Origin of the sequence: Paenibacillus sp. FSL M7-0896 (genome assembly GCF_037975415.1) — a bacterium.
Taxonomy (GTDB): Bacteria; Bacillota; Bacilli; order Paenibacillales; family Paenibacillaceae; genus Paenibacillus_AQ; species Paenibacillus_AQ silagei.
In genome coordinates, this window is record NZ_CP150250.1 from 5,712,554 (window position 1) to 5,728,914 (window position 16,361).

16 protein-coding genes are annotated in these 16,361 nt (G+C 52.7%); 2 read left to right on the plus strand and 14 right to left on the minus strand.

Annotated elements, in window-relative coordinates; translation table 11 throughout:
• Positions 1–5: 5 nt before the first annotated feature.
• The 9 genes from MKY12_RS24605 to MKY12_RS24645 form a co-directional block, all read right to left on the minus strand.
• Positions 6–1,781, minus strand: a complete 1,776-nt coding sequence (locus MKY12_RS24605; RefSeq protein WP_339311310.1) for a sensor histidine kinase — start codon at positions 1,779–1,781, stop codon at positions 6–8.
• Entirely contained in the window at positions 1,778–3,394 is a 1,617-nt protein-coding gene (locus MKY12_RS24610) for a response regulator (RefSeq protein WP_339311311.1), read from the minus strand. Before MKY12_RS24610 ends, MKY12_RS24605 begins: the two co-directional genes overlap by 4 nt.
• Before the next feature lie 50 nt (positions 3,395–3,444).
• Positions 3,445–5,034, minus strand: a complete 1,590-nt coding sequence (locus MKY12_RS24615; RefSeq protein ID WP_339311312.1) for an extracellular solute-binding protein — start codon at positions 5,032–5,034, stop codon at positions 3,445–3,447.
• A 99-nt stretch (positions 5,035–5,133) separates the two neighbouring features.
• Positions 5,134–6,000, minus strand: a complete 867-nt coding sequence (locus MKY12_RS24620) for a carbohydrate ABC transporter permease (protein ID WP_076079419.1) — start codon at positions 5,998–6,000, stop codon at positions 5,134–5,136.
• Positions 6,001–6,011: 11 nt separating this feature from the next.
• The gene (locus MKY12_RS24625; protein WP_339311313.1) at positions 6,012–6,971 is read right to left on the minus strand and encodes an ABC transporter permease subunit; all 960 of its coding nucleotides are present in this window, start codon (positions 6,969–6,971) and stop codon (positions 6,012–6,014) included.
• 263 nt (positions 6,972–7,234) lie between these two features.
• Positions 7,235–7,501, minus strand: coding sequence for a hypothetical protein (locus tag MKY12_RS24630; protein ID WP_339311315.1), 267 nt, complete (start codon positions 7,499–7,501; stop codon positions 7,235–7,237).
• A gap of 129 nt (positions 7,502–7,630) precedes the next feature.
• On the minus strand, positions 7,631–7,963 hold the full coding sequence (locus MKY12_RS24635) for a DUF3139 domain-containing protein (RefSeq protein WP_339311317.1): 333 nt from the start codon (positions 7,961–7,963) through the stop codon (positions 7,631–7,633).
• Positions 7,964–8,373: 410 nt separating this feature from the next.
• Positions 8,374–9,153 (minus strand): glucose 1-dehydrogenase, encoded by a 780-nt coding sequence (locus tag MKY12_RS24640; protein ID WP_339311318.1) that lies wholly within the window; start codon positions 9,151–9,153, stop codon positions 8,374–8,376.
• A gap of 116 nt (positions 9,154–9,269) precedes the next feature.
• Positions 9,270–9,587, minus strand: a complete 318-nt coding sequence (locus tag MKY12_RS24645) for a hypothetical protein (protein WP_339311320.1) — start codon at positions 9,585–9,587, stop codon at positions 9,270–9,272.
• 187 nt (positions 9,588–9,774) lie between these two features.
• Here MKY12_RS24645 and MKY12_RS24650 point away from each other — a divergent pair, with 187 nt between their 5' ends.
• Entirely contained in the window at positions 9,775–10,032 is a 258-nt protein-coding gene (locus tag MKY12_RS24650; RefSeq protein ID WP_339311322.1) for a hypothetical protein, read from the plus strand.
• Positions 10,033–10,115: 83 nt separating this feature from the next.
• On the opposite strand, the gene MKY12_RS24655 is transcribed toward MKY12_RS24650, so the two are convergent.
• Positions 10,116–11,306, minus strand: a complete 1,191-nt coding sequence (locus MKY12_RS24655; RefSeq protein WP_339311323.1) for a hypothetical protein — start codon at positions 11,304–11,306, stop codon at positions 10,116–10,118.
• A gap of 206 nt (positions 11,307–11,512) precedes the next feature.
• On the opposite strand from MKY12_RS24655, the gene MKY12_RS24660 reads away from it, so the two are divergent.
• Positions 11,513–11,692 (plus strand): hypothetical protein, encoded by a 180-nt coding sequence (locus tag MKY12_RS24660; protein ID WP_036697495.1) that lies wholly within the window; start codon positions 11,513–11,515, stop codon positions 11,690–11,692.
• 73 nt (positions 11,693–11,765) lie between these two features.
• Here the strand turns inward: MKY12_RS24660 and MKY12_RS24665 are convergent, their stop codons facing one another.
• From MKY12_RS24665 to MKY12_RS24680, 4 genes are all read right to left on the minus strand, one after another.
• Positions 11,766–12,644, minus strand: coding sequence for a sugar phosphate isomerase/epimerase family protein (locus MKY12_RS24665; protein ID WP_339250593.1), 879 nt, complete (start codon positions 12,642–12,644; stop codon positions 11,766–11,768).
• Positions 12,645–12,700: 56 nt separating this feature from the next.
• Positions 12,701–13,723, minus strand: coding sequence for a LacI family DNA-binding transcriptional regulator (locus tag MKY12_RS24670; RefSeq protein ID WP_036725971.1), 1,023 nt, complete (start codon positions 13,721–13,723; stop codon positions 12,701–12,703).
• Between the two features lie 65 nt (positions 13,724–13,788).
• A complete protein-coding gene (locus MKY12_RS24675; protein ID WP_339250597.1) occupies positions 13,789–15,363 on the minus strand; it encodes a DUF3502 domain-containing protein in 1,575 nt (524 codons plus the stop codon).
• Between the two features lie 79 nt (positions 15,364–15,442).
• Positions 15,443–16,339 carry a carbohydrate ABC transporter permease gene (locus MKY12_RS24680; RefSeq protein ID WP_036725974.1) on the minus strand — a complete coding sequence of 299 codons (897 nt, stop codon included), beginning with the start codon at positions 16,337–16,339 and terminating at the stop codon, positions 15,443–15,445.
• Between the last annotated feature and the right edge of the window lie 22 nt (positions 16,340–16,361).

Consider the following 16,361-nt stretch of genomic DNA (forward strand, 5'->3'; position numbering starts at 1 on the left):
CTGCCCTAGCTATCCGCATACCCCCCCGGAAACCGGAGGGTTACGGAGGTAAGCCTGTAAGGCTCACTCTCCAGCTCCATTACGGCCTTGTCCCCATAGTGCAGGCGCAGCCGGGTGTAGACATTCCGCAGAGCATAGCCGCCATTCTCCTGCCCGGCTGCTGAGACAAGTCCGGCTTCTACCCGCTCCTTGTCGAAGCCCTCCCCATTGTCCTCCACCTTACAAACGAGGAAGGCCCCTTCCCGGTACACGCGGATGTTAATCCGTCCGGTATAGTCCTCACTTTGGAATCCATGGAGAATCGAGTTCTCCACCAGGGGCTGGAGCAGGATTTTTAGCAGCGGCTGCTCTTCCAGCCCTTCCTCCACTGTTATCTCATAGGTGAACAGCTCCTCGTAGCACTGCTGCTGCAAGCTTAAGTAACGGCTGACATGATCTACCTCCTTGGCTACGGTTGTCAGATCATGGCCGTTATTAAGCCCAAGCCGGAACAGCTGGGACAGGGAGACAATCATCTCCTTCACATCCTCCTGCTTGCGGGATTCCGATTTCCAGAGAATCGTATTCAAGGTATTGTAGAGAAAATGAGGATCAATCTGCGCCTGTAGCGCCTTGACCTCAGAGACACGCTTCTGCTTCTCCGCCTCGGTGACGTTCTGGATGAGCTGCTCAATTTTGACCAGCATGATGTTGAAGCGTTCACCCACCTGTGCTACCTCATCCCTGTAATCGCTGGAGAAGCGCACGGAGAGATCGTTGTCACCGGCTCTGGACATCAGACGCTGCAGCCGGTAGAGAGGCCGGATCAGCAGGCCGGTAATCCATTTCGACAGAATCAGCGCCAGCGGAATGAGCGCGAGTACGATAATAAGCGTGGCCCACCACATATAGCGGATATCCTTCAGCAGCACAGCCTTGGGCTGGAAATAGAAGATCATCCAATTATCCGGAAAGGTCACCTTGGCCCAATTGACCAGATATTCCTTCCCTTCGAACCTGTATTCAAAATGATTGCGCCCCACGTTAACCTCGCGCTGGAAGGCCTCTTCCCGCATCGGGGCCACGAAGCGGGAATGCTCATCCATCACCGGATTACCCGCTGCGTCAATGACTGCAATGCTTCCGCTGTCGCCGACCACATTCGTCTCGGCATATTCTTTGATGGCAGACTCCCGCACATTGACGACCACCTGCACATCGGTTCCCCGATAGGCGGAGATCGGCTCGATCAGCAGGCTGAGGACACGGCCGCTGTTCTCGAACAGCCCGTCACGGTGGGCCGGAACCCACAGTGGCAGCGTCTTCTCCTGCATAATCCGGCTTAGCGGAGTGTCCGCGAAATCCAGATTCGTCCGCTTCGCCCCGGTGACGGAATAGAATTCACCGATGGGCGTGGACACAAGCACCGAATCAATGGATGGCTCGATCAGCTGCATCTGGACCAGGGGCACCTGCAGCGCATTGTTCAGCGCGAAATAAGAGTAGTAGCTGGCTTCTGTTCCCGGCGAGGCGCGGAGAACATCCTCGAAGGGCGGACTCATCATAAAGGTCAGGACCGACAGCCGGACCTTGCGCAGCTTCTCCTCCAGCGCCTGGGCCGATTTGCCGATCATCATCTGGCTGAGCTCTGCCGTCTTTCGCTCCAGAAGCCGTGAAGCCAGGTATTGCGAGGAGACGCCTGTAACCCATATTGCCAGAATCACGATGGACACAATACCGATCCAGAGCCTGGTCTTGAAGGTGGAATTGTGCAGGAATGTCCGCAGAACAGGCTTTCTCATCCGTTGCCCTGTCTGGGTCCATAGGCCGCCCGGAATTCCGTGGGCGTCATGCCGGTCGTTTTCTTGAATACATCGCTGAAATAGGAGCGCTCCTCATAGCCGAGGTTTTCGGCGATTTCGGCAATGGGCCGGTCGCCGGCCAGCAGCAGCTTGGCCTGTTCCATCTTCTCCTGGATGACGAAAGCGCCAACGGAGAGCCCGGTCACCTTCTTGAATAGGTTGGAGAAATAGCTGGTGCTCAGGTGCACATGGGCAGCATAGTCGCCGACCATCAAATTGAGATGCAGATGCTCCCGCATGTAACGGATAACCGCCTGAATCGTCTCCTGGGCGCTGTATTGCAGCCGGGACTGGACCTGCACACAGCTCAGCTTGCACAGCTGCTTCAGCGATTCGCGCAGATCGTTCAGCACCGCGCGGGGCGAGGTCAACACCTTCATTAACTCGGGCAGCTCCGGACTCTCGGCCAGTTCAGGCACCGCATTGCGGATCAGAGCGGCAAGCTCTACACAGAGCGCCTTCGCACTATCCGGCGAAGGCAGGGCCTCTGTCTTCCCGGCAGTCTCCAGCAGCGCCAGCAGCGACTTCTCAGCCTGCCCGGCATTGCCTGAGCGCAGCGCATAGACCAGCTCCTTCTCCAGATCGGCATCAGGACGCGGAAGCACCTCGGGGCGCTGCGTGATATGCTCCCAGAAGAACACACTGTTGCCCCCGGTATAGAACGTGTAGGTTAGTGCTTCTACTGCCTGCTGATAGGCAACGGGAAGCTCATCCAGCTCCTGAACCGTCCGGCTTACGCCTGCCGAGACCGTGCATTTGGAGTAACGCTCGGCGTTCTCCCGGCATTCCTCGGCGATTCCCAGCGCGCTGGCCCCATTCCATGTGTTGACAATGAGCACGAAGCGGTGAACCGATTCGCGGAACAGGGTTCCCTTGGCCACCCGGAGTACAGTCTCCTCTACGATGTTCTGCACGGCAAACCGCAGCAGCTCCGCATCGTTGACCGGAATCTCCTCGCTCTTCTGTACGAAATGGTCAATCTCCAGCACCACGACGGCGAGCGGAGAGGACTGCATATCCATCTGCAGAAATTCCCAGCGCCTGCGCAGCGTCTCCGGTTGGGCCGAGAAGCGGACCAGCAGGCTGAGGTATTCCTGGCGCAATAACGGCATGCTCTCCCGCAGCTTCTGCTGCATGTCGCTCAGCTCCTCGCTGTGCTGCCGCTCTCTCTCCAGCTCCTCCGCAGCCTTCTTCACCACTTCGGCCAGCTGCTTCGGGGTGAAGGGCTTGAGGATATAATCGAAGGCGCCCAGACGAAGCGCTTCCTGCGCGTGATCGAAATCGGAATAGCCGCTGATGAAGATAAATTTGGCCTGTGGGAGCTGCGGCCGCAGCTCCCGCATCATCTCAATGCCGCTCAGTCTGGGCATACGGATATCCGTCACAATGATATCGGGCAGCTTCTTCTTAACGAGCGCCAGACCTCCCTCGCCGCTGGATGCCGTGCCCACGATGTCTATCCCCAGTTCGCTCCAGTCCATATCCCGGGAGATCCCGTTCACGACAGCGCGGATATCATCAATTACGACCATGGTATATGTCCGCTTGATCATAGGTGCCTCCTCCTTCAAAAGCCTCCTCCGGCCGGAGGAGGCGGAACTGATTATTGTTGTTCCAGATAACGCGCGTAAGCCGTATTATAGATTTCCAGTACTTCATCCAGCTTCAGCTGCTTCAGCTGCTGAACGAATGCGTCATAGCTGCCCTCCACTGCCTCTCCGCCCATGAACCACTTCTGCGAAGTTTCCATCACATAGGTTTCGATCGGCGGGAACAGCTCCTTAATCTTCTTGTCTTCATCCAGAGTGAAGTTCAGCTGCGGCACCTGGTACTCCGGGGCGAAGTAGTTATTGTCCACATACATTTTCACGCCTTCCAGAGCGATCTTATTCGTCCATTGCTCTTCGTAGGCGAAATCCTGATGTCCGCCGATCGTCAACTGGGCACCGGTGGTTTTGATCAGATAATCGACTACAGCAGGCTCATTCAATACCTTCTCGGTGAATACCGGCTTGCCGTCCACCACCGTGTACGTTTCGCCTTCGATTCCAAAGTTATGCAGACGGCGTCCTTCTTCAGTCCACCAGAAGTCCATATAGCGCAGTACAGCCGCCGGGTCCTTGGCATTCGCTGAAATCGCCCAGCCGGCATCGTTGCCCAGCGGATTGCGCTTGGTTACTTCAAATACCTTGCCGGAGATGCTGGCCGGAGGTGCGATAGGACGCAGCGAGAAATTAGGCAGAGTCGGCTGGAGCTTGTTGTTGTAATTGGCGGTGCTGGCGAACCAGTCATGTACAGAACCGCCGGTATCATTCGCAAAGAGAATATCACGTGAGGTATTGCCGCGGGTGAAGATCTCCTTATCAATCAGCCCTTCCTTGTACCACTTGGCTGTCTCGGTCGCAGCCGTCTTATACTCCGGCTCGTTCGGCCCGTATACGATCTTGCCGTCCTTCAGCTTGAAGGACAGCGAGGCATCCCACAGAGGAAACAGGGAAGCGAAGCCGGAAGTGGCATTGCGGGAGAAGAAAGGCACCTCGTCCTTCTTGCCGTTTCCGTTAGGGTCCTGTTCACGGAACGCCTTCAGCACCTCGTAGTACTCCTGAACTGTTGCCGGAGCCTTCAGCCCCAGCTTGTCGAGCCAATCCTGACGGATATACCAGCCCTCCTGGGCTTCCCCGTCAGACACGAACGGCACGACATAAATCTTGCCGTCTGAGGCAGTGATAGCACTCTTAACCGCCTTGTTCCCGTCCAGGAACGCCTTGAAGTTCGGAGCATTCTCGGCCAGCAGGTCATCCAGCGGCACAAGCGCGCCCTGAACAGCGATATTATTAAGTCCGGACAGCTGGTAAGCCACAATATCAGGCAGTTCACCCGAAGCGAGCAGCAGATTCCACGCCTGGGCATCGTCGCCTCCGGTCGGAGCTACATTCTTCAGTGTGACGCCGGTAGCCTTGGCCGCTTCCTGAAAAATTGGCATATCGCCGTTAATCTGAAGCGCCTGGCTATAATAATAGAAGTTAAGGTTTAGCGGTTCCACATTTGCTGCCGGTGAAGCAGAGGCGGCAGGCGAAGCGCCTGAATCATTCGCTGACGGGGATGGGGCTGCCCCCTCGTTGCCGCCTCCGCAGCCTGATACCAGGACGGCCATAAGCGCTGGTGCAAGCAGCAGGCTTTTCATCTTTTTCATGTACAATAATCCTCCCTTTTATCTAGTATATCTTATCCCTTTTCTATGCAAACAAGTACGCCTCCGGTCAAGGCCTCCCTGGCAGCACCGCTACTGGCTTCAGCCCTTGATGGAACCGATCATGACTCCGTGTACGAAATACTTCTGGATAAACGGATAGAAGAGCATCATCGGAAGAACGGCAACCACAATCGTGGCGTAAATGACCGTTTCTGCAATCAGATAAGAGCTGTCTGTGACCATCATGGAATCACTCGGCTTCATCTGTACCACCAGACGGTTCAGCAGCACCTGCAGCGGCACCTTGTCCTCACTGCGCAGCAGCACCATAGCCCAGAAGTATCCGTTCCAGCGCCCTACCGCATAGAAGAGCGTAACTGTCGCCAAGGCAGCCTTGGACAAGGGCAGCATAATCCGCAGCAGAATGGTGGCCTCGCTCGCCCCGTCAATGCGGGCTGCCTCCTCCAGCTCTTCGGGAACAGACTGGAAGAAGGTGCGCAGGATAATAACATTAAAGGTCGAAATAGCGAAGCCGAAGATGATTGCACTCCGCGTATCGAGCATGTCCAGGCTGCGGAAGTTCATATAGATAGGGATAATGCCCGCATTGAAGACAAGCGTGAAGGATATCATCAGATTGATCGCCTTTCGGCCTTTGAGCCTGCGCTTGGACAAGCTGTATGCACCGCAGATCGTAAGTACCATGCTGACCAGTGTACCTGCGACAGTGTAGAAGAGCGTATTGGCGTACCCGAGCCAAATGGTCGGCTCCCGGAAGACCGCCTTATAAGCGTCCAGTGTCGGCTCGACGGGGAACAGAATCACCCGGCCCGACACCACCGCATCCGGAGAACTGAAGGAAGCGGACAGCACATAGAGTACAGGGAACAGGACAATGATCATCAGAAGCGTCAGGAATACATAATTGAAGCGGTAAAAAATCTTTTCGCCGCGGCTTTCTGTCATGATTTCTTCACCTACCAGAGACCGTTGCCGGTGTATTTTTTGCTGAGCCGGTTAGAGATTACAATGAGGAGCAGGCCCACAACCGAGTTGAATAATCCGACTGCTGTAGCCATGTCGTAACGGCCGTTCAAGATCCCTTCCCTGTAGACATAGCTGTTAATGACGTCTGCCGTCTCGTAGGTTGCAGGCTGATAGAGCAGAATAATCGCCTCATAGCCGACCTCCAGCAGACTGCCGATCTTCAGAATCAGCATGATCATGATCGTAGGCAGAATTCCCGGCAGGGTCACATTTAGCATACGCTTCCATTTATTAGCTCCGTCTACCACCGCCGCCTCATACAGATCCGTATTGATGCCTGCCAGCGCTGCAATGTAGATAATCGCAGAGAAGCCCATTTCCTGCCAGATGCCCATCGAGACGAAGATGGTGCGGAAATACTCCGGCACGGCGAGGAAATAAATCTTCTCGAGGCCCATCTGCTCCAGCAGGAGGTTAACGATACCGTTGCCGGGTGCGAGCAGATTGGTTACGATTCCGCACACAACGACAACGGAGATAAAGTGGGGCAGGTAAGTAATGGTCTGTACCATTTTTTTGAACATGGCGTTCTTCACATCATTAAGCAGCAATGCCAGCAGGATCGGCGCCGGAAATGCGAATAACAGGCTGTACAAGCTGATCAGTAGCGTATTCTTCAGCACCCGCAGGAAGTAATCGCTCTGCAGGAATGTTTCAAAGTGGCTGAAGCCTGCCCACGGACTGTCCGCGATGCCCTGAAAAACGCTGTAATCCTTGAAGGCAATCTGCAGCCCGTACATCGGCTTAAAGGCAAACAGGATATACCATAATACAAAAGGCACAAGGATCGCATACAAGAACCAGTCCCTGCGCAGTGTCTTCCCCAGGCCCCCGGTCTTGACCGTTAATGCCGGCAAGCCGTTCTGACTCTCCTTAATCCGAAGTTTCATCACTTTTCTCTTCCTTCCTTGGCTGCCTGCTCGGCCGCCGCTGTCGTAACTTTATTATAAGTAGCGGCACTGCAAGCCATAAGGCAAAATCCGATTGTAAGGGACGGATATTCAACTGTAACTGGCTTCACCCGGACTGCACGAGTGATCCGAAGGCTTGTGTAAGCCACATTCTGCCCACAACAAAAAACACCCGCAGCAGGAGACCTGTCTCCAGTCTGCAGGTGTTCGGGTAGTATCGTTACTGCCAAGATCAGGATAAGCTAGAAGCTGCGGCTGTCCTGAACATGAATATAGTTAATGCCTTGCGCAGTCAGCTTGGAGCCGCTTGTATTCACGACCCGGACTGCCTTCTTGCCTTTGCCGCTGAGGGAGAAGCTGATATTATTAGCCAGTTTGTTCTCCACAATCTGTTCGAGCGCGCTGTGGAATCCGCCAACCGTAATGCCCTCCAGGTTATCCAGCACCGGTTCCTTGCCCTCTTCAATCGTCTTGAGAATTTGATAGATTAACGACTTGCTTCCGTCCATCCTGATTCGCCTCCTGCATCAATTGTGAGCGTTTACAAAACACTAGCCCTACATGTCAACTTTTCCCTCTGTATATCTATTCTCTTATTCGACAGCACAGACCTTTTACCTCTTATTGGAATTCAATCTTCAATAAAAAGTCTCATCTATATGTTTCCCGTACATGCTGCTGACCCCGACGAGTCTGAACACTCCATTTACTTTGGCGTATGTATAATTCTGATCAGGTTCATCCTTATACCATACCTCCGCTTCATAATCGCCCGATTTCAAGCTATAGACTCCACGGATCTCTTGAATATCTGCTTCGGGATACGCTCTGGTATGAATCAGGTATGCTTTGACCTCATTAGCGATGTGGCTTCTTTTATAAGGTGACCCGGTTAGCGACAGGTAGATCCCTCCTGCAACAACAACGAGTACCAGCACAGCAATTATCGTCCCCCGGTTAGTAAGCCTCATGCGGATAACCTCCGTTCAACATTAGTTTTTTGCTCTGAGTGGGAATAACATAATTTTACATGTGTCAGTTCATTTTACCACACTGATGAATGCCAGCACATTGTATGCGGTTTTTCTGTGAAAATACGTCTGGCACTGCGATAAAAGTACGGCTTATGCGTCGCTCCCGGTCCAATTGTATTCGGTTTTTCGATTACATTCGGCTTATGCGGTGCACCCGGTCCCATTGTGTTCAGTTTTTCGCATACACTATATCCGCCTCCGCACTAGACGAATATAATAAATCCCCTATACAAAAGGCACAAAAACACCCCGTAGGTGCTTTTGTGCCTTTTTGTAGCTCGTAGCTCGTGGCTTGCAGCTTATAGCTCGTAACTTATGGCTTGTAGCTTATAGCTTATACTTACGCGTTATGCATTCTGCCGGTATACCGGCGCGCCCAGCGGCGAGCTGCCTGCACCGCCGTCCACGGCGATATCTGCGCCTTGGATATACGAAGAATCATCGGAGGCCAGGAACAGGGCGACCTTAGCGATCTCTTCGGGTACACCCGCACGGCCCAGAGGAATCGACAGTGCCATGCCTGCCTCGACCTGCTTCCAGTTATCCATCGCCGACTCTCCCCAGATTGGAGTACGCGTTACGCCAGGCGCGATGTTGTTGACGCGGATGCCCAGCGGAGACAGCTCGGAGGCCAGTACCTTCGTCATGCTGCTGACTGCTCCTTTGCTGGCGGCATAGGCGGAATTGCCGGGTCTTCCGGCCTTGGCTAACACGGAGCCGGTCAGAATGACGGAGGCTCCGGCCTTCAGATGAGGCAGTGCAGCCTGGACGGTGAAGAAGGTACCGGTCACATTGATCCGGAGCACTTCCTCGAAGGTGGCAAGCTCTGTGCTGCCCAGCGGTGTATAGCCCGCGATTCCTGCATTCGCATAGACCACATCCAGTCTGCCGAAGGCCTCTATTGCTGCATTCACAGCCTTCACCGCACTCTGCGGATCAGTCGCATCCGCCTGGACAGCAACTGCATGCTCCGCACCCAGCTCTTCTACCGCCGCCTGCAGGGATACCGGATTACGGCCGGTTATGACCACTCTTGCGCCCTCCGCCACAAATAGCCTGGCACTAGCCAGCCCTATCCCGCTATTTCCTCCAGTAATCAATGCAACCTTCCCGTCAAGCTTCCCCATCGTTACCACTCCTCATCTGTTTTATTTGAGACCGTTCGTTCTACTATAGTCAAAAAAATAATCTGCCTCGTACCAGCATCTTAGCACATTCGAGAACGATCAGTAAAGTATTATTTTTACCGGACGTTCTCAAATAGCATCAGCCTTGCATAAAGCAGAAAATATCCCCCAATCCACAGCAATGCCCCTATCATGATGAAGATTCCTATGTACCCCGCCCAGCCTGGCGGTTTCCTTGTGTACTTCAACAGAAGAAGCGACGCAACAACCAAAACCGCAGAGGGGATGCCTAATATCTGGAGCAGCATTATATTTACAACATCCAGGATAAACCCTTGGCTGAACCCCGGGCTCGTCTGTAACAGAAAGAGGGCCAATCCTATGATATTCACTACTACAGCGCTTATCCAGAGTATTCTAACGGGTCTAACCATACTTCACCCCCTATGCTATCCCATTACCCGCTAATCACAAGTATTACACCAAAGCAAACGTTATTCTCCACAATACCTGTCCTTCTGCTGCACCACAATAGAAACGATACCGTTCATTTAAAGGACGGTATCGTTTCAGCCGAACACAACGTATGCTGTTTTTCGCATACATTCAGGCCGGGCCTGCTTGCGAGCACCGAATGTAATCGAAAAACCGATTACAATGGGACGGCGAGCGGCGCGGGGGCCGATTGTAATCGAAAAACCGATTACAATGGGACGGCGAGCGGCGCGGGGGCCGATTGTAATCGAAAAACCGATTACAACGGGACGGCGAGCGGCGCGGGGGCCGATTGTAATCGAAAAACCGATTACAACGGGACGGCGAGCGGCGCGGGGGCCGATTGCTCCTATTACAACAATCAAGACGGGCCCGCCCCCATAGGGAGAAGACCCGTCTTTGTCACTCATCTTTGTCCTTCATCTTTATCACTCATCTTTGTCCTTCATCATTATCTTACGGACAACCTACCGCCCTGCCGTCTCAAAAGAAAACCGCGCTGTCCACGTAGCACCTGCATCCTTCGTCACGTAGAGGGTGGAGCTATTCATATCCTTCACAGCCATCCAGCCCTGATTGGCATCGGTGAACGAGATCGTTCCTTCGAAGCCGGGAACAGTCTGCTGATTCTTCCAGCTCTGTCCGTTGTTCTTGGTGAGCCCGATGCCCACTTGCTCCGCTGCCGGCTGGTACCCTGCCAGGAAGGCTGCCGATTTGCCGATCAGCACCATATTGCCGGGGGTGCCCGAGGCCGGCCCCTTCTTCGCTACAGCTACGCCGCTGCCGGGAGCCGGACCGCCGCCTGCGGTCTCCTGGGCAATCACCCGGGTCCAGCTGCCGCCGGAGTTAGAGCTGCCGTAGAGGGAATAAGAGGTCTGCGACATGCCGACGCCGCCGTACAGCAGCGCATACACCTGACTGTCCTTGGCGTAGATCTGTCCGTAATTCGCCTCAAGGGTGGAGGCGCTAAGTACCTGCTTCCAGGCTGCTCCGCCGTTAGTTGTCTTCATTACCCGATAGCCGCTCCCGGGAACAACTACCACAGCCCAGCCGTTATTCCTGCTGGTGAATTCTGCTCCGCGTGTGTTGGCAGGCGTCTTGACCAGACTCCAGCTCTCCCCGCCATCCTTCGTATAATATGTAGATGCGCGGTTGTAGCCAAAGCCCTGGTTGCTGTCCAAGAACTCTATCCGTTCAAAGGTTACTGCCTGGTTCGACAGCCTTGTCCAGGTAGAGCCGCCGTCTGCCGTTCTTAACAGATATTTTGCCTGTCCGTCCTTAACAGCGGCAAGCGCCCAGCCGTGAACATTATCCGGGAAATCAATCTGCTGGAAGCTCCACTGTCCTTCATAGATCTTTTGGAAATGGCAGCCGCCGTCCGAGGTTCCAATCAGGAACCCATTCCCGGCTGCCCGCCCCGTATCTGAGCTTAGGAACTCTACATCCGAGAAGGCCAGCGGCTGTGTTTCCGCTCCCTGGTGTGCCTTCTGCAGATCCTTAAGAAGCCCATGGTCTCCGGTGCTGCATCCCTGCGGCGGAGTTGGGGCCGGTGCTGCTGCCTGAACCTGGGAAGCCGCCGCTCCCCAGCCTGACAGGGTAAGCAGACCTGCGGTAAGAAGAGTTACGGTTATCTGCTGTAATCTGGTCGTTCTATTCATCGGTAACACCTCCTAGAATATATATACCCTCTGAGCAGAGCATTACTCTGACAGTACATGAACATGTTACTCCATCTGAGGCCAACTATGTAGGTGTGAAATGGTACAAAACTGTAACCAATTTCGCTGTTAAAATCTCCTATTCGTGTTTAATAATAAGTAAAGAGATTTACAAGCATACTGCATTCAAGGAGGAAGTGAAGAGTATGATTAAACAGGATATTCAGCATGCACTTCTCTCCAATCTATGCCAGCGCGTGCATTTGATCAGCGGAGAAACGTACACCGGAGTATGCCAAATCGATCATTCCGCAGATGCACTGCATATTGAAACGAATAAAGGGACCTTCACCGTCCCCTATTGGACGATCAAGCGATTCATCTAATCACATACCTACAACCCAAAAGACCTCACGGCCACATCAGCAGATGTGAACCATGAGGTCTTTCTTTTTATACTCATACAACCGGATTTGGGATCATATTGCCGCCCCGGCAATGCTTCAAGTAATTCAACGCATGGACCTGGCCAGTCATCTCCAGCTCCCCTTGATAGACCGGATCATGCCAGCCTTCAATATCAATCGTGCCCTGATAGCCGCCCTGCCGGAGAATGGTAATAATATCCGTCCAGTTCGAATCCCCGAAGCCCGGTGTCCGGTCCCATACATAAGACTTCGGTCCATGAATTCCGTACTCCTTGATGATATCCCAGGCGATAGTGACATCCTTGCCGTGCACATGGAAGATCTTATCCACCCATTTGCGCAGCTGCGGGATAGGATCGATCAGCGCAGTCAACTGGTGGGCAGGCTCCCATTCCAGCCCGAGATTGTCTGCCGTAACGGCGTTGAACATCTTTTCCCAAGCTGTAGGGTTATGCGCGATATTCCAGTCGCCCTTCTGCCAGCTCCCGCCCATCGCACAGTTCTCAAAAGCAATCCGCAGACCCTTGTCTGCCGCCCGCTTCGACAATTCGCCGAATACCTCAGCGAATCTCGGAAGCGACTCGTCAATCGACGAGCCGGGCAGCCGTCCGGTGAAGCCGCCGATAATGTCCGTCCCGAACAAGTGAGCGTGCTCAATCAGCTGCTCCCAGCCCGCAAGGGTATCCCCGCTCTCGGGGTTGCCGCCAAGCGGATTACCATAGATGCCGACAGCAGAAATGACGAAGTGATGCTCCGCCGCCAGCTCCCGAATCCGGGCCGCCGCCTCCACCAGATCGGTATCGCCAATCGTCTGCCAGAAATTCAGTTGAAAGGATTCGAAGCCATGCTCCACAATCTGCGGAATGACCTGGACGGCTTCGCCGCCACGGACCAAAGTGCCTATTCTCAAAGATTCTTGCATCCTTAATATCAACTCCAGTTAGTTTTATAGTCAGCGCACTGCTGTTACCGGCCCTTGATCATCTTGCAAGAACCCCGTTTGAGCAATACCGCATCATAGACAATATGCTGATGGGAGGAATGTTTGGTAATCAGGTCGAACAGCACGCCCACACTGGACAACGCCATTTCAGTGCCCGGCTGGCTGATCGTATCCAGCGCAGGATGATAGTATTCGGCCATCTCAATACCGTCGAAGCCGATGATCGAAATATCATCGGGGATAGATAAGCCTGCGGTAAGCACAGCCTTGGCCGCACCGATCGCAATCGTATCGGAGGCCGCAAAAATAGCGGTTACGGTTCTGTCGCGGTTCAGCAGTCTGCGTGCAGCGTTGAAGCCCGAGCTTGGGCTGTATTCACAATCCTCTACGAATCCCGAATTATAAGGTATGTTATGTTCTTCCAGCGCCATCTTGTAGCCAAGAAGGCGGCGGCTGCCTGTGGTGTCTTCCAGTAAAGGGGATTTGGCGAGAAAGCCGATGTTCCGGTGTCCAAGTGAAAGTAAATAAGAGGTTGCCTTATAGGCTTCCTTGGATTCATCGATCGTTACGCTTGAGAAGATAGACGGGTCCACTTCCTGTGAGGTGGTGATGGTCGTGAGTACGAATGGAACCGTTAACTGCTTGAATTTCTCTTCGGAGTGGTTATAGGTACCGCCCATGAAAATGATACCGCTAAGATTCTTCTCCTTCACCAGCTGAATGGCGGCGTTGATCTCATCGGTGCCGTCCTCTACCTGATGGATGAGAAACGGATAGCCGCGCAGATTGACCTGACGTTCAATCTCCTTAATCATAATGGAGAAAAACGGGTTAGTAATCCCTTTTACCATGAGTGCAATATTCTTGGATTGGGTTGTCTTTAGATTTCGGGCATTGGAATTGGGAATATAGTTATATTCCTTGACGACACTCAGTACCTTCTCCCGGGTGGCATCGCTCACCAGACCCTTGTTATTGATCACTCTGGACACTGTTGAAATGCCGACACCGGATATCCTGGCGATATCCTTAATGTTTACGTCCACTCTACTCCCCCATTTATAGGTAAGGGAGCTATAAGATATAGCTCCCCTGTAACCTATACATTCTTTTAGTTAACAGGTGTAAAATCTGCCAATTGTTTCTCTACTTCGGCAATGACCTTGTCAACTCCTGCTTTTTTCAGCTGATCGCGGTATTCTGCTACAGCCGTTTTTGGATCTTTATTTGTTTTACCCAGCATGAGCTGAATACCAAGCTGTGCATTCACGTTCGAGATCGAGGCAATTTCAGTAGTTACATTAGCCGGGTCGAAGCTGAAGCCGTTGTACGGATCATCGATCGCTTCTTTATCCCATGCCGTGAACAGGTCTTTACGGACCGGGTTCTCAGTATCACTAGGAATCACGAACTTGTCGTTTCTGAGCGACCAAGCCGAGAAGCCGCCGCCGTCTGTTTTCTCATTGAAGCCTGGAGGCTGTTTCTTCACGCCGTCTTCAATGATATAGTGTTTGCCTTCAATACCGTACTGCATCAGGTTGTAGTAGCTTTCATCTGTCATGAATTTCTCAATAACCATCAGAGAACGCTCTGGATTATTGGAATTGGCGCTAATAACGGTTGAGTTGTCTACACCCATCTTACGTTTGATTTTCTTATTGGCTTCAGCAAAAGTATAGAAGGCTGTAGGAGCATCAGGCAGCGCCTTGATATCTCCGCCATACTGGCCGATCCAGTCCTGTGCATGAGTCAGATAACCCGCAGAGTTCGCGGCTCTGAAGTTGTCTTTGCTGCCGAGGGAAGCGGACAGAACGTCTTTGCCCCAGTAGCCCTTGTCGCCCCACTCACGCATTTTCACAGCCCAATCCTCGAATTCCTGGGTGAAGGCTGGATGGAATACAGTCTTGTAATCCTCTGGGCTCTTAGTGACCAGGTTCAATTCATTAAGCGAGATACCAGGTGCGTTCAGCCACATGCCTGTAGTATCTACGAGCATTCTGTACATGTTCTGTGCATCCTCAGCCTTACCGTTAATTGGCGGGAAGGATTCATTGGCAACCACATTATCCATGTATTTAACCATATCATCGATTGACTTAATTTCAGTCATGCCGTATTTCTTCAGCAGGTCAGTACGGTAGGCATAACCGGCAGGCGTGTATTCACTGAACAGACTCGGTACGCCGTAGATTTTGCCATCCACCTTCGTGTTCTGCCAGGAGGATTCTGGAATCTCCGCTTTCAGCTTAGGCGCTACCTTGTCCAGCATGTCGGTAATGTCGGTCAGCGCACCTTCAGTAGCCAGAGTGTAGTAAGACACAGGAGCACCCGGAGAAGCATGCGACAGATCGAACGATTCGCCGGAAGCGAACAGCAGCGGATACTTGGTCGCTACGTCACCCCAGTCAATATATTTGATTTCAAGCGTAGTATTCAGATCGGCCTTAAGCTTCTTGTTAATCTCAGCCAGAATGTCTTTATTGGTAACTCCTTCACTGCCCCACAGGTAGTACGTCAGCTTCGCTTCCTTAGAAGTGTCTACGCCTCCGGAATTAGTGGAAGTGGATGGAGTGTTCGACGAGCCTGTATTTCCACCATTTGCATTATTGCTTGACGAACAAGCGGATAGCACTCCAGTAAGCATGAGGACAGCGGCTAGAGAAGAAGCAATCTTTTTACCTTTCATTCGGTAAGCCTCCCTTTTCTTTTCTATATTATGGTTTTTGCATCTATAACAAACACCCTTCATTTGAAGCAGGCGTCCATTAACCCTTGACAGCACCGATGGTAAGACCGGTTACGAAGTAACGCTGAATGAATGGATACAGGAGAATGATCGGGCCTGTGGCCAGCACGGCTGTAGCCATTTTGATCGATTGGGTCGGCAGATCGGCTGTATTAATGACCGCCCCCGAGTTGATGAGACTGCCCATATTCGCCTGGTTGATCATGCGCTGCAGGAAGTACTGGAGCGGGAACTTGCTCTGAGTGTCCATGTACAGCATTCCGTTGTACCACTCATTCCAGAAGCCCAGTGCCGAGAACAGTCCGATCGTTGCCAGTGACGGAACCGCCAGCGGCATGAAAATCCGCCAGTAGATGCGGAAATCGCCTGCGCCGTCAATCGTCGCTGATTCATACAGGGAATCCGGGATCGCCTTCATGAAGTTACGCATCAGGAAGATCGACCACGCCCCTACCACCGCCGGCAGGATCATGGCGAACAGATTGTCCTTGAGGTGCAGATGCTTAACCATCAGAATGTAAGTCGGAATCAATCCTCCGCTGAACAAGGTGGTGAAATAGATCAGGAAGGAGAAGAAGTTACGGTATTTGAAATCCTTGCGGTTCAGGACAAATCCGGCCATGGACATCATGAACAGCCCGAGCACCGTACCGACGACTGTGATAAAGATCGTTACCTGATAAGCATCCACCAGCTTGGAGGAGTTACTGAGCAACAATTCATAGGCCTTGAAAGAGATCTCATTCGGTATCAGCTTGTACCCCTCGCGGATAATCTCCTGCTCATTCATGAAGGAGGATGAAATCATCAGCGCAAAAGGAAACACACAGAACAGGGCAAATACGGAGATGCAAATGTAGCTGATCACCTTAATGAAAATGCTGCCTGAATCCTGTTTAATAGTATTACTTGCCATATTAACACCCCTGTTTCTTATC